This window comes from Collinsella aerofaciens, from assembly GCF_040926265.1.
In the GTDB taxonomy this organism is placed as follows: domain Bacteria; phylum Actinomycetota; class Coriobacteriia; order Coriobacteriales; family Coriobacteriaceae; genus Collinsella; species Collinsella aerofaciens_BB.
In genome coordinates this window covers 36,245-56,133 of sequence record NZ_JBCOIL010000001.1, presented here as the reverse complement: position 1 = coordinate 56,133, position 19,889 = coordinate 36,245, and the positions used below count along the sequence as shown (strand labels likewise).

Here is a 19,889-nt window from a genome sequence, read left to right as displayed (position 1 = left end):
AGGGGATATTAGAGGCATGAACGCTTCATCGCTTTCCTTCCAAGACATCATCCTGCGCCTCCAGCAGTACTGGGGCGAGCAGGGCTGCGTCATTATGCAGCCCTACGACTCCGAGGTCGGTGCCGGTACCTTCCATACCGCGACCACGCTGCGCTCGCTCGGTCCCGCCGAGTGGCGCACCTGCTATGCGCAGCCCTGCCGCCGTCCCGCCGACGGCCGCTACGGCGAGAACCCCAACCGCATGCAGCACTACTATCAGTTCCAGGTGCTCATCAAGCCTTCTCCGGTCAACGCCCAGGAGCTCTACCTGGGTTCGCTGGCCGCCATTGGCCTGGACCCCAACGACCATGACGTCCGCTTTGTCGAGGACGACTGGGAGAGCCCGACGCTCGGCGCCTGGGGCCTTGGCTGGGAGGTCTGGCTCAATGGCATGGAGGTCACGCAGTTTACGTACTTCCAGCAGGTGGGCGGCATCGAGGTCGACCCCGTGCCCGTCGAGATCACCTACGGCCTGGAGCGTATCGCCATGTACGCCCAGGGCGTTAACTCGGTCTACGACCTGGTGTGGAGCTACCTGCCCGACGGCACGCCCATGACCTATGGCGACGTGTTCCTCGAGAACGAGCGCGAGTTCAGTGCCTATAACTTTGAGGTCGCCAACGTCGAGATGATGCGTCAGAAGTTTGACGACTACGAGGCCGAGTGCCATTCCTGCCTGGAGCGCAAGCTGCCGCTGCCGGCATATGACTGCGTCATGAAGTGCAGCCACGCTTTCAACCTGCTCGATGCTCGCGGCGCCCTGTCCGCGGTCGAGCGTGCCAACTACATCCTGCGCGTCCGCGCCGTCGCCAAGGCGTGCTGCGAGGCCTACATGGCCGAGGTCGCCGGAGTCAACGAGAATGCCGATCAGGAAGGCGAGGTGGCGTAAGCCATGGCAGACGCTAAGGATTTCCTGTTTGAGATCGGTACGGAAGAAATGCCCTCCGCACCGCTGAACAATGCCGTCAAGCAGCTTGGCACCATGATCGCCAAGGGTCTCGACGAGGCCGGTCTGGCCCACGGCGAGGTCCGTGTGATCTCGAGCCCGCGCCGCCTGGCTGCGCTCGTTGCCGACGTCGCCACCGCGACCGACGAGGTTCACGAGGTCAAGCGCGGCCCCGCGGCCAACATCGCCTTCGATGCCGATGGTAACGCCACCAAAGCCGCCCAGGGCTTCGCCCGCAAGTGCGGTGTGGCTGCCGAGGATCTGGTTCGTCGCGAGGACACCGACGGCCGTGAGTACGTCTTTGCCGAGAAGAACATCCCTTCCGCCCCGGCCACCCCGATCCTGACGGCCCTGTGCGAGAAGACTATCGCTGGCCTGCAGTGGCCCAACTACCGCTCTCAGCGCTGGGGTCACGAGCATGCGACCTTTGTTCGTCCGGTCCGCTGGATCTGCTGCCTTCTGGGCGAGGACGTTGTGCCCGTGTCGTTTGCCGACGTGACGAGTGGCAACACCACGCGTGGTCATCGCGTGCTTGGCCCCGGTGACCATGTGGTCGCCAGCCCCGCCGTCTACGAGCAGGTGCTCGAGGACGCCGGCGTGCTTTCTGCCGAGCGCCGTCGCGAGGCCATCCTTGCCGGTATCGCCGAGGTCGAGGCTGCCCGTCCCGGCTGCCATGTCGATACGCCCAAGAAGGTCTTTGAGGAGGTCATCAACCTCTGCGAGTGGCCGACGGTGCTCGTCGGGACCTTCGATGAGGAGTTCCTCAAGGTCCCGCACGAGATCATCTGCGAGTCCATGCTCACCAACCAGCGCTACTTCCCGATCTATGACGGCGAGGGCAAGCTCACGCGTGAGTTCGTGGTCGTCTCCAACAGCAAGCCCGAGAACGCCGAGCGCGTGATCGACGGCAACGAGCGCGTTGTGCGTGCCCGTCTGGACGATGCCAAGTTCTTCTACGAGGAGGACCTGAAGATCTCCCTCGACGAGTTCCGCGAGCGTCTGGCCAAGGTCGCCTTCCAGGAGAAGCTCGGTAGCGTGCTCGCCAAGTCCGAGCGCATCGAGCAGCTCGCGCTCGCTATTGCCCGTGAGGCACACCTGGGTGCTCACCTGGCAGCCGATGCCGCTCGCGCCGCGCACCTGTGCAAGGCCGACTTGGTATCCAACGCCGTCGTCGAGTTCACGAGCCAGCAGGGCGTGATGGGCGGTTACTACGCCACCGCGATGGGGGAGAACGACGAGGTCGCCCACGCCATTCGCGATCATTATCGTCCCCGCTTTGCCGGTGACGAGCTGCCCGAGGGCACCGCTGGCTGCATCGTGGCCTGCGCCGACAAGCTCGATACCATCGCCGGTATCTTTGCCATTGGCGAGCCCCCGACCGGCTCCTCCGATCCCTACGCGCTGCGTCGTGCCGCTATCGGCATCATCAACATCCTGCGCGACCGTCTGCCGATCGACCCCACATCGCTCATCGACTTCGCCCTCGAGCTCTATAGCGAGCAGGGCATTGAGTTCGACGCCGCCGAGGTCGCCCAGCAGGTTCGCGACTTCTTCCATGGCCGCCTGGTGAGCATGGCCCGCGACGAAAAGATCCCGGCCGATACCGTTGCCGCCGTCTCTGCGGTGCACATCATCGCCCCGTCCGTCTTCTTCGCCCGCTGCGCCGCCCTCGACGAGGCCCGCAAGAACGATGTCGAGACCTTTGACAACCTGGCTACGGCCTATGCCCGTGCCGCGCATATCTCCAAGCCCGAGCTGGGCGCGGAGTACGACCGCAGCCTGATGGGCGAGGCCGAGCTCGCGCTTGCCGATGCTTCCGAGGCTGCTCAGACTGCTGTCGATGCTGCCCTTGCTGCCGAGGACTACCCGGCCGCATTTGCCGCCCTCGCCGCCATGCGCGCGCCCATCGACCGTTTCTTCGATGAGGTTATGGTCATGGACGAGGACGAGCAGCTCCGCGATAATCGCCTTAAGCTGCTCAACCGCTTCGAGGCCGTTTTCTCCGGCATTGCCAACATCGGTGAGCTTGCCCGCAAAAAGTAAGCCAGCCTGCGCGTAAGCGCAAAAGGAGCCCCGCATGGATTGCCCGGTCACCGCTCGTCCCACCGTTATCGTTATCTCCGACTCGCTCGGCGATACCGCTTGTGAGGTGGTGCTTGCGGCGTCCGGGCAATTTGATGAAGGGGCTTTTCGCGTTTTACGTCTGCCCAAGGTGACTTCCGTGGAGCAGGTCAAGTCATTTGTGGGGCCGCGCGTCGATGCCGACCATCGCGATATTGCCGTGTTTCACACCATTGTCGATCCGGCGCTTCGCGCCCGTGTGCTCGATTACCTGAGCATGCTGCATATTCGTTCAGTCGACCTGATTGGCCCGACGCTCGCCGTGCTGTCGTCGCTTATCGGTGTGCCGCCCAAGGGCGTTGCCGGCGTGATTCACAAGACCGATGACCGCTACTTCCAACGCATCGAGGCCATGGAGTATTTTGTTGAGCACGATGATGGGCGCGGTTGCGACGATCTGTCAGGTGCCGATATCGTGCTGCTGGGCGTATCGCGCACGTCCAAGACGCCGCTGTCGATGTATCTGGCCTATCAAGGTTACAAGGTTGCCAATGTTCCGTTGGCCCATGGCATGGAGCCGCCGAAGTCGATTTACGAGGTTGACCCGATGCGCCTGTTCGGCCTGATTTCGACCGTCGATGTGATTTCCGAAATTCGCGATAGCCGCTTGGGCGATGATTACGCTCGTGCCGTTGCCGGCTCCTATGCCGAGCCCGAGAGCGTGCACAGCGAGCTCGAGGAAGCCCGTGCCCTCATGAAGCGCCTAGGCTGCTTTGTGGTGCGTACCGACGGCAAGGCCATCGAGGAAAGCGCTGCCGAGATCATTAGCCACTTGGAGGAAATCCAAGAAGCCCGTGCCCGCCGCGCCGCCCGTCGAGCCTAATAGTAGCAGCATTTTGATAAAGCGATTTAGCAAAAATATCGCATCTGACCTGCACTTTCTTACAATGGTATCTTCATAAGGTAACCACCTTTACCTACCGTTTACCGCCAGTTTTAGCACGTTTACCAAACCGCGCATCCTCTGCTTAAGCCCGCTCAAAACCCGCCGTATAGTTCCCTCACGGCCCGCATCTGGCGGGTCGATTCGTTACCACGGTCGTGCGCGTAAGTGCATGGAAGGGGAAGTATCGTGAGCGATTGCAAGAGGGTTTACCGTTTTGGAACCGACGCCCAGGGCACCTGTGTCACCGAGGGCGACAAGTCCATGAACTTCGTGCTTGGCGGCAAGGGCGCTAACCTTGCCGAGATGAGCCGTATCGGCCTGCCGGTTCCCGGTGGCTTTACCATTACCTGCCAGACTTGCGTCGAGTACTCCGGTGCCGGCAACGTGTGGCCCGAGGGCGCACTCGATGAGATCGTTGCCGCCGAGGCGGACCTCGAGGCCCGCTGCGGCAAGAAGCTCGGCGACGCCTCCGATCCGCTGCTCGTGTCGGTTCGTTCGGGCGCTCCGTTCTCCATGCCCGGTATGATGGACACGGTCCTCAACTTGGGCCTCAATGACGATTCCGTCCAGGGCCTCATCGCGCAGACGCAGAACCCGCGTTTTGCTTGGGATAGCTACCGCCGCTTTATCCAGTTGTTTTCCAATGTCGTCATGGGCGTTGACGCCGACCTGTTCGAGAACGCCCTGACCCAGGCCCGTCTGGTCGCCGGCGTTCGCGTCGATTCCGAGCTTTCGGCCGAGGACCTGCAGGAACTCGTCGAGACCTTTAAGGGCATCTTCTCCGAGAACGTCGATGCCTCCCTGTATCCCGAGCTCGAGGTCGCTGACGGCAAGCCCGTTTTCCCGCACGACCCGGAGCTTCAGCTGCGCCTTGCAATTCAGGCCGTCTTTGGCAGCTGGATGAACGAGCGTGCCTGCATCTACCGCAAGCAGCATGGCATTTCCGACGACCTCGGCACCGCCGTCAACGTGCAGGCCATGGCCTTTGGCAACAAGGGCGAGACCTCTGCGACAGGCGTCGCCTTTACGCGTAATCCGGCCGACGGCACCAAGGAGTTCTACGGTGACTTTTTGGTTAATGCTCAGGGCGAGGACGTCGTCGCCGGTATCCGCAACACCGAGCCTATCGCCGACCTCAAGACCACCCCGGGCCTCGAGTCCGCAGGTGAGGAGCTCGAGCGCGTGTTCCTGACGCTCGAGGATCATTACCGCGATATGTGCGATATCGAGTTCACCATCGAGCAGGGCAAGCTCTGGATGCTCCAGACCCGCGTGGGCAAGCGTACCGCCACCGCCGCCCTGCGCATCGCCATCGAAATGGTCGAGGAAGGCCTGATCACCCGCGAAGAGGCCGTGAGCCGCATCGATCCCGCGCAACTCGACCAGCTCCTTCACCCGCAGTTTGACGCCTCCAAGAAGTACGAGGCTCTCGCCAGCGGTCTTAATGCCAGCCCCGGTGCCGCCGTGGGCGAGGTCGTGTTCTCGAGCGACGACGCTGTCGCGCGTTCCGCCGAGGGTCACAAGGTCATTCTGGTTCGTTGGGAGACCAACCCCGACGACCTGAAGGGCATGGTCGCCGCCGAGGGCATCCTGACCAGCCACGGTGGCAAGACGAGCCATGCCGCCGTTATCGCCCGCGGCATGGGTGCGCCCTGCGTCTGCGGCGTTGAGCGCTTCCACATCGATGCCGCCGAGAAGGTCGTGCGCATCGAGGGCAGCGACCGCGTGCTGCACGAGGGCGACATCATCTCCATCGACGGCACCCAGGGCATCGTCGTCGACGGTCCCGTCGACCTGGTCTCCGCCGAGCTCACTGGCGATCTGGACACCATCCTGTCCTGGGCCGACGAGATTCGCCTGGACGAGACCTGTGGCCACGCCAACCATGTGCGCGTCAACGCCGACAACCCTGAGGATGCCGAGCTCGCACTCGAGTTTGGCGCCGAGGCTATTGGCCTGTGCCGCACCGAGCACATGTTCCTGGGCGACCGTAAGAACATCATCCAGAGCTTTATACTGTCCGACGATGAGGCCGTGAAGCAGCGGGCCCTCGCCGATCTGCTCAAGGTTCAGACGGAGGACTTCCTGGCCATGTTCAAGACCATGTCCGGTCGCGATGTGGTCGTTCGTCTGCTCGATCCGCCGCTTCATGAGTTCCTGGATAATCCTCGCGAGCTCGAGGTCGCCATCACCAAGAAGGAAGCCGCTGGCGCCAGCGAGGAAGAGCTTGCCACTCTGCGCGCCCGCCTGCGTCGTATCGACGGCATGGTCGAGTCTAACCCGATGCTCGGCCTACGCGGCGTACGTCTGTCCGTCGTCTTTAGCGATCTGCCGCTCATGCAGGTTCGCGCCGTCGCCACGGCTGCTGCTCGCCTTATCCAGGAGGGCGTCGATCCGCGTCCCGAGATCATGGTTCCGCTCGTTTCCATCACGGCCGAGCATGTCCAGACCCGCGAGGTCATCGAGCGCGTGATCGCTGAGGTTTCCGCTGAGGAGGGCGTCGAGCTCAATATTCCCGTGGGCACGATGCTCGAGCTGCCGCGCGCCTGCATGGTCGCTGACGAGATCGCCCATCACGCAGACTTCTTCTGCTTTGGCACCAACGACCTCACCCAGACGACCTTCGGCTTTTCCCGCGACGATGCCGAGGCCAAGTTCATCCCGCTGTACATGCACAAGAAGATCTTGAAGGACAATCCCTTCGAGACCATCGACACGGCAGTACTCGAACTGGTGCGCATGGCTGTCGAGAAGGGCCGCGCCACCAACCCCGACATGCACTTTGGCGTGTGCGGCGAGCACGGCGGCGACCCCAAGTCCATCAAGGGCCTGTTTAACGTGGCCGACGTGGACTACGTGTCCTGCTCGCCCTACCGCGTGCCCCTCGCACGCCTGGCTGCCGCTCAGGCCAAGCTCGAGGCCAAGCGTTCCGCCTAACGTTTTGGGTTTAGACGCCTAGCGTAGCCCCCTTCATGCCGCCCGTCTCGTTCGTGAGGCGGGCGGTTATCATGTGCGGGTTTTGTCTTTTTGTCTGCGTAAAAAATTGTTCTTGCAGCAGAAACCCGCGCGTGTATACTCGAATACGTTTGTTCAACTACGTGCCGGCCAAGGTGGTACGGCACCTCTAGAAGAGTAAGGAATTGCACATGGATTACATCCGCGCAATCGAGCGTCAGCAGATCCGCGAGGACATTCCTCAGGTTCGCGTCGCCGACAACGTCAAGGTTCACTACCGCATTAAGGAAGGCGACCGCGAGCGCATCCAGGTCTTCCAGGGCGACGTCATCCGCATGGCCGGCGCCGGTGCCCGCGAGACCTTCACCGTCCGCAAGATGTCCTTCGGTGTCGGTGTTGAGCGTACCTTCCCGCTTCACAGCCCCAAGATCGCCAAGCTCGAGGTCGTTCGTCATGGTCGCGTCCGTCGCGCCAAGCTGTACTACCTCCGCGACAAGGTGGGCAAGGCTGCTCGCATCCCCGAGAAGCGCTAAGAAGATCGCAGCGTCTGTCCACTCGTTTGGACACAAGGGTCACCTTCGGGTGGCCCTTCTTTTTATCTGATTTGCATGCAAGGAGGGCCTGGTATGGCCAACATGACGAGCTCGGTTTCGGCATCGCAGGTTGCCGGAGAGCTGGCGAGCGCAACGTTTGAGGAGATCCCCGCCCTCGTGGAGCATTATCGCGAGGACCCGCGCCAGCAGGTGATCAAGGCTTGCGAGCGTGCTCTTAAGCGCCATGCCAAGGAACTTGCCGAGCGCGAGCGCGTCAATGACACGTACGAGCTTATGCATGAGCTTGGCGGCGATGGGGTGGTCGTTGGTGTCGACGAGGTGGGTCGCGGATCGGTGGCCGGTCCTTTGACGGTATGCGCCGTCTGTCTTCCAATGGAGCCGCGCGTCTGGGGTATCAACGATTCCAAAAAGCTTACGCCCGCGCGCCGCGAGTTGCTCTCTGTGAAGATTGCCGAGGTGGCGAAGGCGATCGGTTTTTGTCATATCGCGCCGAAGGATATCGATGAGATGGGCATGGCCCGTGCTATCCGTACCGCCGTCGCGGGCGCCGTGGCCGATACGGGACTTGAGCCCGACTGCGTCCTCATGGATGGCAATCCCTTGGGCGCCGTTCCCAACGAGCGCGACGTGGTGAAGGGCGATGCCAAGATCGCCTGCATCGCTGCGGCGTCTATCATGGCCAAGGTCACGCGTGACGAGATGATGGTCGAGTACGACGCCGAGTACCCCGAGTACCATCTGGCCGAGTCGAAGGGCTATGCGAGCCCCGAGCACATCGAGGCCATTCGCAAACATGGACTTTGTCCGCTGCACCGCGTGAGCTTTTGCGGAAACTTTCTGCAGACTGAGCGCCTTTTCTAGGTCAATTGTGGAGACAGGGACCTCTGGGGTTTTATAAACCTGCTGGTAGCGGGCCGTATGCAACAGCATTGCTGCGTACGGCCCGTTTTTTGTCGGCATTTGGTCAGCTTTTGGTTTGCTTCCGGTACTTACCCGCATGAAAGGTGCCCTCATCATCGGGGCAATGCAGTGTGCGGGAAAGGAGACCCCATGAGTGCCGTAAGCAAAAAGAGCAAGACGCAGCAGCTCAAGGAGCGTTGGGAAAACGGCGAGCTCGACTGCGGGGCGATGACGCCCGAGTTTATCAAGGGACTCAGTCCCCGCGAGCTGGGTATGCTGGGCGAGCTGATCACCATCGACTACTTTAACGAGCGCGGCTACACCTTGCTGGAGCAGGGTTATCGTTGCACCGAGGGCGAGGCCGATCTGGTGCTGCTCGATGAGCTCGACGATGTCGTGGTGATGGCCGAGGTCAAGACCAGACGCGTTTCGCTGGATTGCACCACGCGGGTCTTTCCCGAGGAGGCCGTGGACGCCCAAAAGCAACGCCGCTACCGCCGCATCGCAAGTTGCTATCTCATGGAGCATTATCCGCTCAAGGCGATCCGCTTCGATGCCGTGGGTGTCACCATTCGAGGCGGGCATATTGCCGAGATCGAGCATCAGTACAACGCGTTCGATTGGCAGGTGTCGTGATGGCGTTCGAGACGTTTGCCGTTCACGCGGCCTGCATCCGTGGCGTCGAGGCGATTCACGTCACGGTCGAGGTCTCGCTTGCCGGTGGCGTTCCGGGCATTCAGATGCTCGGTATTCCGAGTATGGAGGTGATGGAGTCACGCGGTCGTATTCGCTGCGCGATGCGCTCCGCCGGGTTCGAGATCCCGCGCTCGGGCATTACGGTCAATCTGGCGCCCGGCGATATTCGCAAGACCGGTAGCGGCTTTGATCTGCCCATCGCCATCGCGGTATTGGCGGCCGATGGCCAGATTCCCCGCGACAACCTCGATCGTTGTCTTATCGCTGGTGAGCTTGGCTTGGACGGTACGGTGCTTCCTGTCAAGGGCGAGGTGGCGTTTCAGCTATTGGCGCGTGATATGGGGCTGTCTTTTATCGCCGGCAGGTCCGACCAGCATGTGCCGCTCGCGGGCGTGGATTGCGGATTTATCGACCATCTGTCTCAGCTTGCTCGCGGCATGGGCGATGCCGCGCGGCATTATCTGGATTCCGAGGGTGTGGAGGCTATTTTTGAGCCCGAACTCGACTATGCCGACGTGCTGGGGCAGGAGGTTGCCAAACGCGGCATGGCACTGGCGGCAGCGGGTGAGCTCGGTTTGCTTATGATCGGGTCCCCGGGATCGGGCAAGACGATGCTTGCGCGCCGTATGACCGGCATCCTGCCTGAGCTTTCCGTTGAGGATCAGCAGGAGGCGTTGTGCATCCATTCGGTTTTGGGTGAGAACATTGATGGCTTGTTGGCGGGGCACCGGCCCTTCCGCAGTCCCCATCACAGCATTTCAACGGCGGGCCTCATTGGCGGAGGACGCCCGGTGCATCCGGGTGAGATCAGCCTGGCTCATGGCGGCGTGCTCTTTTTGGACGAGCTTGCCGAGTTTCCTACGGGTGTGCTGCAGACGCTGCGTCAGCCCATCGAGCGCGGCTATGTGAGAATCGTACGCGTCGACGGGGCTTTTACCTTCCCGTCGCGCTTTCAGCTGCTGGCTGCGAGCAATCCCTGCCCCTGCGGCTTTTTGGGTGATCGCGAGGTGCCGTGTCGCTGCTCGGCGGCGATGGTCGAGCGCTATCGGTCTAAACTGCGCGGTCCTTTAGCCGACCGTATCGACATGATGATCGATGTGACCCGTCCCGACCCCCAAGTGATTATCGAGGGTGCGGAGGGTATGTCGTCGGCCAAGTTACGTGACTACGTTGTGCGCGGTCGCGCCTTTCGCGCTTGGCGCGAATCCCGTATGGACGATGCGGATGCCGAGGCCGAGGATGACGAGACGCGGTCCATTGACGGTGTCGTTTCGACCTTTGAGCTCGATGATGCTGCCGAGAAATGCGTACTCGGTCTGTCCAAACGCACACATCTCACAGGGCGTGGCATCGTGCGCCTGGTTCGCATTGCGCGCACGATCGCAGATGTCGCCGAGAGCGAGCAAGTGACGCAGGACCACGTGCTCGAGGCGGCGATGTACCAGGGAAGGAGGGACCAATGATGGCCGAGGGGACCTTCGAGCTGCATCCAGGTGACGCGTTGTATCCCGAGACCGTTTTGGAGCTTTCTGATGTACCTCAGACGCTCTATGTGCGCGGCAACCCCGAGGCGCTTTCGACGCCTGCGCTCTCCATCATCGGCGCTCGAAAGGCCTCGCCGTATGGTCTTGCCGTGGCAGAGCTTGCGGCAAAGGTTGCGGTCGAGGCGGGAGTGACGGTAGTTTCGGGCGGCGCGGTCGGTTGTGACCAAGCCTCGGGTTGGGCTGCGGTCAACGCCGGCGGCAAACACGTCGTGGTGCTGGGGACGGGCGCCGACGTGGTCTACCCGCGTTCGAGCGCGGGGCTTATTACACGCACGCTCGATACGGGTGGCGCGGTCGTGTCTATCTCTCCGTGGGGCATGGGGCCGCGCAAGTTTGCCTTTCCGCGCCGCAATCGCGTGATCGCGGCCCTGTCGCAAGCCCTCTTTGTATCCGAGGCGGGTATGCCTTCCGGGACGTTTTCTACAGCCGAGGCTGCTATGGATTTGGGGCGCGAACTTCTTGCCGTGCCGGGGTCGATCCTATCGCCCGAGTCGCGTGGCACGAATTACCTCATTGCGAACGGTGCCTGCTGCATCATCGACGAGGAATCTATCGAGATGGCTATCTCACGCATCTACGGCACCCTGCGCTACTCTCGCCCCGATGCTCCCGGCATTGCCGACCTGAATCCAACACAGCAGACCGTGATGCATGCGCTCATCGCCTCTCCGCTCAAGGGCGACGACATCGCGGCGCTCGTCTCGCTCGATGCTGTCGGCGTACTCAAACTCTTGGGTTCGCTTGAACTCGAGGGTCTTATCGAGCGCATGATGGATGGAAGGTATGCGCCCTCCAAGTTTGCCCTTCACGCCCAGACACCCTTCGGTCACAATTGAAAACGTGTCAATTAGAAAGGTGTTTGCAGATGCAGTTCGATCAGGTGACAGTTATCGGTGGCGGTCTGGCGGGTTCGGAATGCGCAATCCAGCTGGCAGACCGCGGGTTTGCCGTAAAGCTGTGCGAGATGCGCCCCCAGGTGAGCTCCCCGGCCCACCATACCGATCACCTGGCAGAGCTCGTCTGCTCCAATTCGTTTAAGTCGACCCGTCCGGATTCCGCGGCTGGTTTGCTGAAGGCCGAGCTTGAGCGCATGGGTTCAGTCCTGCTCGATTGCGCCCATCGCGCGGCTGTTCCCGCCGGCGGTGCCCTGGCGGTCGACCGCGTTAAGTTTTCCGAGCTTGTCGAGGCCGAGGTTGCCGCCCGTCCCAATATCGAGGTCGTACACGGCGAGGTCACGCAGATTCCCGAGGGCCACGTGGTCATTGCCGCGGGCCCGCTGTGTTCACCGGCGCTGAGCGAAGAGGTCATGAAGCTCGTCGGTGGCGACGCCCTTGCGTTCTTCGATGCCGCGGCGCCGATCGTCGATGCCTCCACGCTCGATATGGACGTGCTGTTCTCGCAGTCGCGCTACGAGGAACAGGGGAGCGGCGACTATCTCAATGCTCCGCTCAACAAGGAGGAGTACGAGGCCTTTATCGGGGCACTTACCACGGCCGACCGCGTGGTGCTCAAAGACTTTGAGGGCGGCGATCTGTTCCAGGCCTGCCAGCCTGCCGAGGAGGTTGCGCGCACCGGCAAGGACGCCATTCGCTTTGGCGCCATGAAGCCCGTCGGCCTCACCGACCCGCGTACCGGACGTCGCCCTTGGGCGGCGATTCAGCTGCGTGCCGAGAACAAGGAGAAGACCGCCTATAACCTGGTGGGCTTCCAGACCAACCTGACCTTTGGCGAGCAGAAGCGCGTCTTCCATATGGTGCCGGGCCTGGAGAACGCTGAGTTCTTCCGCTACGGTGTCATGCACCGTAATACCTTTGTCGACGCCCCGCACGTGCTCGATGGCACCTTTGCCGTGCCCGGTACCGGCGTGCGCCTGGCCGGTCAGATCACCGGCACCGAGGGGTACATGGAAGCCGTGGCGACCGGTCTGCTCGCGGCACTCAACACCTATGCCGAGGCTATCGGTGCCGCGGGCGTCGAGTTGCCCCGCGTGGGCGCCCTGGGCGCGCTCGTGGGCTATGCGACCGATCCTGCCACCGTGGGCTACCAGCCCATGCATGTCAACTTTGGCCTGGTGCCGCCGCTCGAGGACGGTAAGCGTCGCAGCAAGCGCGACCGCTACCAGGCCTATGCGGACCGTGCGCTTGAGGCCCTTGATGCCTATCTGGCCACTCGCCCCGATCTGTTTGGAGGCGACCGGTCATAGCCTTTGACCTGTACGATGCCGTCGACTCGTTTATCGCCTATATCGCACGTGTCGAGGGACTTTCTCCCAACACGGTGACGGCCTATGGCTCGAGGCTGGAGCGCTTTGCTTCCTGGTGCGAGCGCGAGGATATCGATGCTTTCGCTGCCGACGTGCGCACCATTCGTCGCTATCTTGCCGAGCTTTCGCGTGAACAGGTGGCTCCCCGAACGCTTGCGGCGCATCTGTCTGCCATTCGCTCGCTCTATCGGTGGATGACTGCCGAGGGGATTATCGAGGGTGATGCGGTCTCGGCGATCGCATCGCCCAAGCTGCCGCGCGACCTGCCGGGCGTCCTTACGACCCAGCAGGTCGAGGCGCTGCTCAAGACGCCTGATACCTCGACGCCCGCGGGACTGCGCGATGCGGCGATGCTCGAGCTGCTCTATGCCTCGGGTGCTCGTATCTCTGAGCTCGCAGCACTCAATGTGGAGTCCATCGCTTGGTCCGAATGCACGCTGCGCCTGTGGGGCAAGGGGGGCAAGGAACGTATCGTCCCTCTGTATCGTCGTGCGCTCGAAGTGACGCGTCTCTATATTGAGGAGGGGAGGCCGGAGTTGCTCGCTCAGGCAAAGCGCCGTGACCTCGCTACCGGGCCGCATCCGCTGCTTGTATCGGCGCGCGGCAACCGCATGAGCGCCGCCATGCTCCGGCGGCGGTTCCATACGCTGGCGACGCTCGCCGGCATTCCGGCCGATATCGCCCCGCATGCGATGCGCCATACCTTTGCGACCGACTTGCTCGAGGGCGGTGCGGACCTGCGCTCGGTTCAAGAGCTGCTGGGTCATGCGAGCCTGTCCACGACGCAGATCTACACGCATCTCACACCCGATCGGCTTAAGCGGGCTGTGGCTCAAGCCCATCCCCGCGGCGAATAGTGGCTGGGACGTCCCGCGCCGCACTCAGGTGTGTGGTTTTGATTACGGGTTGGCAGGAGGAAGCATTCCTGCTATCATTCATCGGGTTGCTTCACGGCAACATGTTTTTATCACGCACGCGCGGCTACTTCATACCGTGGTGCCCGGGCTTTGGTAGCACATGTCCGGGTTGGTTTTGGAGGATGACCCCGCGCGGAGGCAAACCACAGGAGGTTTAACATGGCTACCAAGATTAATATCCGCACCCTGCTCGAGGCCGGCTGCCACTTCGGTCACCAGACCCGTCGCTGGAACCCCAAGATGAAGCCGTTCATCTTCGGTGAGCGCAACGGCATCTACATCCTCGACCTCAAGCAGACCATCCTCGACGCCGACCAGGCCTACACCTTCGTCAAGAACGTCGCCAAGGGTGGCAACGTGCTGTTCGTCGGCACCAAGAAGCAGGCTCAGGAGGCCGTCAAGAACGCTGCTGAGCGCGCCAACATGCCTTACATCAACCAGCGTTGGCTCGGCGGTATGCTGACCAACTTCGTCACCATCCGCTCCCGCATCAACCGCATGGAGGAGCTCGAGGCCATGGTCGAGGACGGCCGCATGGCTGTTCTGCCCAAGAAGGAGCAGGCTGTGCTCGGCAAGGAGCTCACCAAGCTCCAGACCAACCTCGGCGGCGCCCGCGACATGAAGGGTCTGCCCCAGGCTCTCTTCGTCATCGACACCAAGCGCGAGGAGAACGCCATCAAGGAGGCTCAGCGCCTGAACATCCCCGTCGTCGCTCTGATCGACACCAACTCCGATCCCGACGAGGTCGAGTACGGCATCCCCTGCAACGATGACGCTATCTCCGCTGTCACCCTTATGTGCGAGCTCATGGCTGACGCCTGCCTCGCTGGCTCCGGCAAGGAGCAGGTCTCCGAGGCCGAGATGGCCGCTGAGCCCAAGGCCGAGTAAATCAGTCTTAGTTAATTCTTTTTCATCTCTTTGAAAGGAACCACAATGGCCCAGATTACCGCCGCTATGGTCAAGCAGCTCCGCGAGATGACCGACTCCCCGATGATGGAGTGCAAGAAGGCTCTCGTCGAGGCTGACGGCGACATGGACGCCGCTGTCGACGTTCTGCGTAAGAACGGCCTTGCCAAGGCTGCCAAGAAGGCTGGCCGTGAGACCAACGAGGGCGCTGTCGCCGCGTTCGTCTCCGAGGATGGCAAGACCGGCGCTCTGCTCGAGCTCTCCTGCGAGACCGACTTCGTTGGCTCTAACGCCAAGTTCACCGGCTTTGCTTCCAAGGTCGCTGAGGTTGTCGCTACCACCGAGCCTGCTGACGTCGACGCTCTGCTCGAGAAGCCGATGGGCGAGGAGACCGTTTCCTCCGAGCTCACCGAGATGATTCACATCATGGGCGAGAACATGAAGATCTCCCGCTTCGCTGCCCGCAAGGCTGAGAACGGCGCGCTCGCTTCTTACATCCACATGGGTGGTAAGATCGGCGTCCTCGTCGAGTTCGCCTTCGAGAAGGCTGAGACCGCTCAGGCTGAATCCTTCAAGACCTTCGCTCACGACGTTGCCCTTCAGGTTGCCGCCGTCGCCCCGATCTGCGCTACCCGCGATCAGGTTCCGGCCGAGACCGTCGAGCACGAGAAGCAGATCTACATGGCTCAGGCTGCCGAGTCTGGTAAGCCCGAGGCTATCCAGGAGAAGATGGCTGTCGGCCGTCTGGAGAAGTTCTACAAGCAGTCTGTGCTCACCGAGCAGGAGTTCATCAAGGACAGCTCCCTCACCATCAAGAAGTACGCTGAGCAGGTCTCCAAGGAGCTCGGCGACACCATTACCGTCGTTGCCTTTGACCGTCTGGTCCGTGGCGAGTAAATAAGCTCTTGTAGCTGGTAATGAGCAGGCTGTGGGTTTTACTCACAGCCTGCTTTTTCATGGCTCTTCTTAGAGCCTTTGATAGAATGTTGAAAGTTCAATCTAAAGGAGGATCGCTTTGTCCGACATCCGATATAAACGCGTGCTTCTTAAGCTTTCCGGCGAAGCGCTGATGGGCGACGGCCAATATGGCATCGACCCCAAGGTTACCGACCATCTTGCTAAGCAGGTCAAGGAGCTGCTCGCCGTTGGCCATGAGGTCGGCGTCGTTGTCGGCGGCGGCAATATTTTCCGCGGCATGGCAGGCGCTGCCGGTGGCATGGAGCGTGCTCAGGCCGACTACATGGGCATGCTGGCAACCGTTATGAACGCGCTCGCCCTGCAGGATGCCTTCGAGCATAACGATGTTCCCTGCCGCGTGATGAGCGCTATCCAGATGAACGAGATCTGCGAGCCCTATATTCGCCGTCGCGCCATCAACCACCTTTCCAAGGGCAACGTCGTTATTTTTGCCGCCGGTTCGGGCAATCCGTACTTTACGACCGACACCGCCGCGGCTCTTCGTGCGTGCGAGATCGGCGCCGAGATTCTGATTAAAGCCACCAAGGTTGACGGCATCTACGATAAGGATCCCGTCAAGTGCGCTGATGCCGTCCGTTTTGACAAGATTACCTATCACGAGGTTCTCGTCCGCGGTCTGCAGGTTATGGATTCCACGGCTACGGCACTGTGCCAGGACAACCGTATGCCGATTTTGGTCCTCAACATCGATGGCGAGGACACCGTCAAGCGCGCGCTTTCGGGTGAGCCCGTCGGCACGCTGGTCTATCAGGAGGATTAAGCATGGCAGAGAACATCACCGCCCACATGGACAAGTCGCTCGAGTCCCTCAAGCATAACTTCTCCAAGGTCCGTACCGGCCGCGCCAATGCCAACATTCTGTCCGACATCACCGTCGATTATTACGGTGTTCCCACGCCGGTCACGCAGGTTGCCGCCGTCAAGACCCCCGAGGCCCACATGCTGCTCATCGAGCCGTGGGACAAGGCACTCATCAACGCTATCGTCAAGGCCATCGGCGCTTCCGATCTGGGTATTACCCCCAACTCCGATGGCACCGTGGTTCGTCTGCCGTTCCCGGCTCCCACCGAGGAGCGCCGTCGCGAGCTCGTCAAGGAGTGCCGCGAGTACGCCGAGCAGGCCAAGGTGTCTATCCGTAACATCCGTCGCGACTTCAACAACAAGCTCGAGCGCGATGAGGAGCTCACCGAGGACGATGTCCGTCGCGAGCAGGCTAAGGTCCAGAAGCACACCGATGAGTATGTCGCCAAGGTCGAGGAGCTTCTGAAGGAAAAAGAAGCCGAGGTCATGGAGATCTAAGGTGCAATACGACGAGCATAAACTGGTCGAGTACTTTGCCGACGCCCCTGCGGGCGTCGGTTTTTCCGACCTTGACCTCAATAACATTCCGCACCATATCTCGTGCATCATGGACGGCAACGGTCGTTGGGCCACGTCGCGCGGTCTTGCACGCACTGAGGGCCACAAGGCGGGTATCGTCTCGCTGCGCGAGATCATTACCGCCTGCGTGCGCCTGGGCGTCGACGTGCTTTCGGCCTATGCGTTTTCTACCGAAAACTGGAACCGCCCGCAGCATGAGGTCAACGTCTTGATGCACCTGTTTGCCAAGACGTTCATCGACGAGTTGCCGCTTCTGAAGCGCGAAAACGTGCGCGTTGTCTTTTTGGGTGATATTTCCGCGCTGCCCAAGAAGACCCGCGACGTTTTTGAACGCGGTCTTGCCGAGTGCGCCGATCACACCGGTATGACGCTGGCGCTTGCCGTCAACTACGGCGCGCGTGCCGAGATTACCCGCGCTGTCCGTCAGATCGCACTCGACGTTGCCGCCGGTAAGATCGATCCTGCCGCAATTGATGACGACATGGTGGCTTCCCACCTCTATACCGCCGGTCTTCCCGATCCTGAGCTTGTGATTCGCACCTCTGGTGAGCTGCGCCTTTCGAACTATCTGCTGTGGCAGGTAGCTTATTCTGAGTTCTACGTCACCGATACCTATTGGCCCGACTTTGATCGTTGGGGCCTTGTCGACGCCATTTTGGCCTATCAGGGCCGTGACCGTAGGTTTGGTGGACTGAGCATGACCGAGGAGGCTTAATCGTGTCCGATCGTCCCAAGGCATCTGCTCCCAAGACGCCTGCGCGTAAAGCTGCCACTGCGGGAGCGCCTGCAGCGAAGAGCGGTTCCGGTTCGTGGCTGGCGGGCTTTATTACCCGTGCCGCCGCCGGTATCGTCTACGCCGTTGTCTTTATCCTGTGCCTGGTTTTGGGTATCGTGCCCACGGCCATCTTTGTTTCCGTCATGAGCGGTCTGTGCTGCTATGAGTTTTTCCGTATGACAAGGCTCGATGGCAAGATGGCTAACGAGCGCATGGGTATCGCTGCCGCCGTGCTCTTTCCGCTGTCGGCGTTGGGCGATTCGATGCTGCTGAATGCCCTGCTTTTTGCCCTGATGCTCGCTGTGGGCATTTGGTATGTCTGGTCGCCGCGTACCCGCATATCCGATGTTGCCGTGACACTCATGGGTCCCATCTACACCGGTTTTATGCTGTCGGCTATCGTGCTGCTGCGCGATGCCGTGCCCGGTTTTGCCGGCGCCCTGCTTTCGGTGGGTGTTTGCGCGTCTCTCTGGGTCTCCGATTCGTTTGCCTATATCGTGGGTAGCCGTATCGGCAAACACAAGATGGTTCCCAAGATCTCTCCCAAAAAGAGCTGGGAGGGGTTTGTTGGCGGCATCCTGGGCTCGGTTTTGATTTGGCTCATCCTGTGGGCGACGCATTTCTTCAAGCTCAGCCTGCCCTATGCGCTGCTGTGCGGCGTGGTCGTGTCCATTCTGGGCGTTATCGGCGACCTTATCGAGTCGCGCATCAAGCGCGGTGTGGGCGTCAAGGATTCCGGCAACCTTATCCCGGGCCACGGCGGCATGCTCGATCGTAGCGATTCGCTTATCTTCGGCTGCATCACCGCGCAGCTGATGCTGATGATCGGAGGCGTGCTGTAATGTCATTCCAGACGACGTATGGCCCCGATGGACGCCTCCGTGTTGCCATCCTGGGTTGTACCGGCTCCATCGGCACCCAGGCGCTCGATGTGTGCCGCCAGCATGCCGATCGCCTGCAGGTGACGGCGCTGTCCGTTAACTCCAGCACCTCCGAGCTTGTTGCCGCTGCCCGCGAGTTCTCGGTTCCGGCGGTTGCCGTGGCCGATGTCGCTCATGGCGATGACGCCGTGCTGCAGGAGTTGCCCGAGGGAACGAAGCTTGGCCTTGGCGCGCAGGCGGTTTGCGAGCTCGCGCGTCGCGACGATGTCGACTGCGTGCTCGTTGCTATTGTGGGCGCCGCTGGTCTCGAGGCGAGCCATGCGGCCTTGACCTCAAATAAGCGTCTTGCCCTTGCCAACAAGGAGTCCCTCGTCGTCGGCGGCGACTTGCTTATGCCGTTGGCGCAACCGGGCCAGCTTATTCCAGTCGACTCTGAGCACTCCGCCATCTACCAGTGCTATCTGGGGGAGAACCCACGCGAGGCTCATTGTATTTGGCTCACCTGCTCGGGCGGTCCGTTCTTTGGCCGCACCCGCGACGAGCTCGACCGCGTGACGCGTGCCGATGCCCTCGCACATCCCACGTGGGCCATGGGTGCCAAGATCACCATCGACTCCGCCACCCTCATGAACAAGGGCCTGGAGCGCATTGAGGCCATGCATCTGTTTAACTGCGACCTCGATTTCATTAACGTGGTCGTGCAGCGTCAGTCCAAGATTCACTCTATGGTCGAGTTCGCCGACGGCTCCGTGATGGCGCATCTCGGTGCTTCCGACATGCGTATTCCCATCCAGTTCGCGTTCTCGTATCCCGAGCGTTGGGATACCCCGGCGCCTCGTATCGATTTCCGCGAGCTGGGGCAGCTCACGTTTGATGCTGCCGACATGGATACCTTCCGCTGTCTGGCACTGGCCGAACGTGCCGGCAAGACGGGTGGCACCATGCCGTGCGTGCTCAATGCCGCCAACGAGGTCGCCGTCGATGCCTTCCTGCACGATGGCTGCAGCTTTACCGATATCGATCGCATTGTGGAATCCTGCATGGATTCCCACGATATGCAGGCGGTCGATTCGTTTGAGCAGCTTCACGACATCGATGCATGGGCGCGTGAAAAGGCTGCGCAGGTGCTCGCCGCAACCCGTTCCTAA

The 19,889-nt window shown here is 61.4% G+C and carries 18 protein-coding genes; all 18 read left to right on the top strand.

The window, feature by feature from the left end:
* The first annotated feature begins 16 nt into the window (after positions 1-16).
* The 18 genes from AB5767_RS00255 (at position 17) to dxr (ending at position 19,889) form a co-directional block, all read left to right on the top strand.
* A complete protein-coding gene (locus tag AB5767_RS00255) occupies positions 17-928 on the top strand; it encodes a glycine--tRNA ligase subunit alpha (RefSeq protein WP_006236091.1) in 912 nt (303 codons plus the stop codon).
* A gap of 3 nt (positions 929-931) precedes the next feature.
* The gene (gene glyS / locus AB5767_RS00250) at positions 932-3,028 is read left to right on the top strand and encodes a glycine--tRNA ligase subunit beta (protein ID WP_368131534.1); all 2,097 of its coding nucleotides are present in this window, start codon (positions 932-934) and stop codon (positions 3,026-3,028) included.
* A 34-nt stretch (positions 3,029-3,062) separates the two neighbouring features.
* The gene (locus AB5767_RS00245; RefSeq protein ID WP_368131533.1) at positions 3,063-3,929 is read left to right on the top strand and encodes a pyruvate, water dikinase regulatory protein; all 867 of its coding nucleotides are present in this window, start codon (positions 3,063-3,065) and stop codon (positions 3,927-3,929) included.
* A 249-nt stretch (positions 3,930-4,178) separates the two neighbouring features.
* Entirely contained in the window at positions 4,179-6,929 is a 2,751-nt protein-coding gene (gene ppdK / locus AB5767_RS00240; protein WP_368132793.1) for a pyruvate, phosphate dikinase, read from the top strand.
* 209 nt (positions 6,930-7,138) lie between these two features.
* Complete coding sequence (rplS, locus tag AB5767_RS00235; protein ID WP_006236098.1) at positions 7,139-7,480, top strand: 50S ribosomal protein L19; 342 nt, start codon at positions 7,139-7,141, stop codon at positions 7,478-7,480.
* A gap of 93 nt (positions 7,481-7,573) precedes the next feature.
* Entirely contained in the window at positions 7,574-8,362 is a 789-nt protein-coding gene (rnhB, locus tag AB5767_RS00230; protein ID WP_368132330.1) for a ribonuclease HII, read from the top strand.
* 189 nt (positions 8,363-8,551) lie between these two features.
* The gene (locus AB5767_RS00225) at positions 8,552-9,037 is read left to right on the top strand and encodes a YraN family protein (protein ID WP_368132329.1); all 486 of its coding nucleotides are present in this window, start codon (positions 8,552-8,554) and stop codon (positions 9,035-9,037) included.
* Complete coding sequence (locus AB5767_RS00220) at positions 9,037-10,560, top strand: YifB family Mg chelatase-like AAA ATPase (RefSeq protein ID WP_368132328.1); 1,524 nt, start codon at positions 9,037-9,039, stop codon at positions 10,558-10,560. Before AB5767_RS00225 ends, AB5767_RS00220 begins: the two co-directional genes overlap by 1 nt.
* Positions 10,560-11,477, top strand: coding sequence for a DNA-processing protein DprA (locus AB5767_RS00215; protein WP_368132327.1), 918 nt, complete (start codon positions 10,560-10,562; stop codon positions 11,475-11,477). The genes AB5767_RS00220 and AB5767_RS00215 overlap by 1 nt, the downstream gene beginning before the upstream one ends.
* A gap of 29 nt (positions 11,478-11,506) precedes the next feature.
* On the top strand, positions 11,507-12,844 hold the full coding sequence (trmFO, locus tag AB5767_RS00210) for a methylenetetrahydrofolate--tRNA-(uracil(54)-C(5))-methyltransferase (FADH(2)-oxidizing) TrmFO (protein WP_368132326.1): 1,338 nt from the start codon (positions 11,507-11,509) through the stop codon (positions 12,842-12,844).
* On the top strand, positions 12,841-13,761 hold the full coding sequence (locus AB5767_RS00205; protein WP_368132332.1) for a tyrosine recombinase XerC: 921 nt from the start codon (positions 12,841-12,843) through the stop codon (positions 13,759-13,761). The genes trmFO and AB5767_RS00205 overlap by 4 nt, the downstream gene beginning before the upstream one ends.
* A 219-nt stretch (positions 13,762-13,980) precedes the next feature.
* Positions 13,981-14,709 carry a 30S ribosomal protein S2 gene (rpsB, locus tag AB5767_RS00200; protein ID WP_006236109.1) on the top strand — a complete coding sequence of 243 codons (729 nt, stop codon included), beginning with the start codon at positions 13,981-13,983 and terminating at the stop codon, positions 14,707-14,709.
* Positions 14,710-14,754: 45 nt separating this feature from the next.
* Complete coding sequence (tsf, locus tag AB5767_RS00195) at positions 14,755-15,624, top strand: translation elongation factor Ts (RefSeq protein ID WP_022094736.1); 870 nt, start codon at positions 14,755-14,757, stop codon at positions 15,622-15,624.
* A 118-nt stretch (positions 15,625-15,742) separates the two neighbouring features.
* A complete protein-coding gene (gene pyrH / locus AB5767_RS00190) occupies positions 15,743-16,465 on the top strand; it encodes a UMP kinase (RefSeq protein WP_035138557.1) in 723 nt (240 codons plus the stop codon).
* Between the two features lie 2 nt (positions 16,466-16,467).
* A complete protein-coding gene (gene frr, locus AB5767_RS00185) occupies positions 16,468-17,004 on the top strand; it encodes a ribosome recycling factor (RefSeq protein ID WP_006236112.1) in 537 nt (178 codons plus the stop codon).
* A gap of 1 nt (position 17,005) precedes the next feature.
* Positions 17,006-17,800 carry an undecaprenyl pyrophosphate synthase gene (gene uppS / locus AB5767_RS00180; RefSeq protein ID WP_368132325.1) on the top strand — a complete coding sequence of 265 codons (795 nt, stop codon included), beginning with the start codon at positions 17,006-17,008 and terminating at the stop codon, positions 17,798-17,800.
* A 2-nt stretch (positions 17,801-17,802) separates the two neighbouring features.
* Positions 17,803-18,702 carry a phosphatidate cytidylyltransferase gene (locus AB5767_RS00175; protein ID WP_253276017.1) on the top strand — a complete coding sequence of 300 codons (900 nt, stop codon included), beginning with the start codon at positions 17,803-17,805 and terminating at the stop codon, positions 18,700-18,702.
* Complete coding sequence (gene dxr, locus AB5767_RS00170; RefSeq protein ID WP_055285138.1) at positions 18,702-19,889, top strand: 1-deoxy-D-xylulose-5-phosphate reductoisomerase; 1,188 nt, start codon at positions 18,702-18,704, stop codon at positions 19,887-19,889. Before AB5767_RS00175 ends, dxr begins: the two co-directional genes overlap by 1 nt.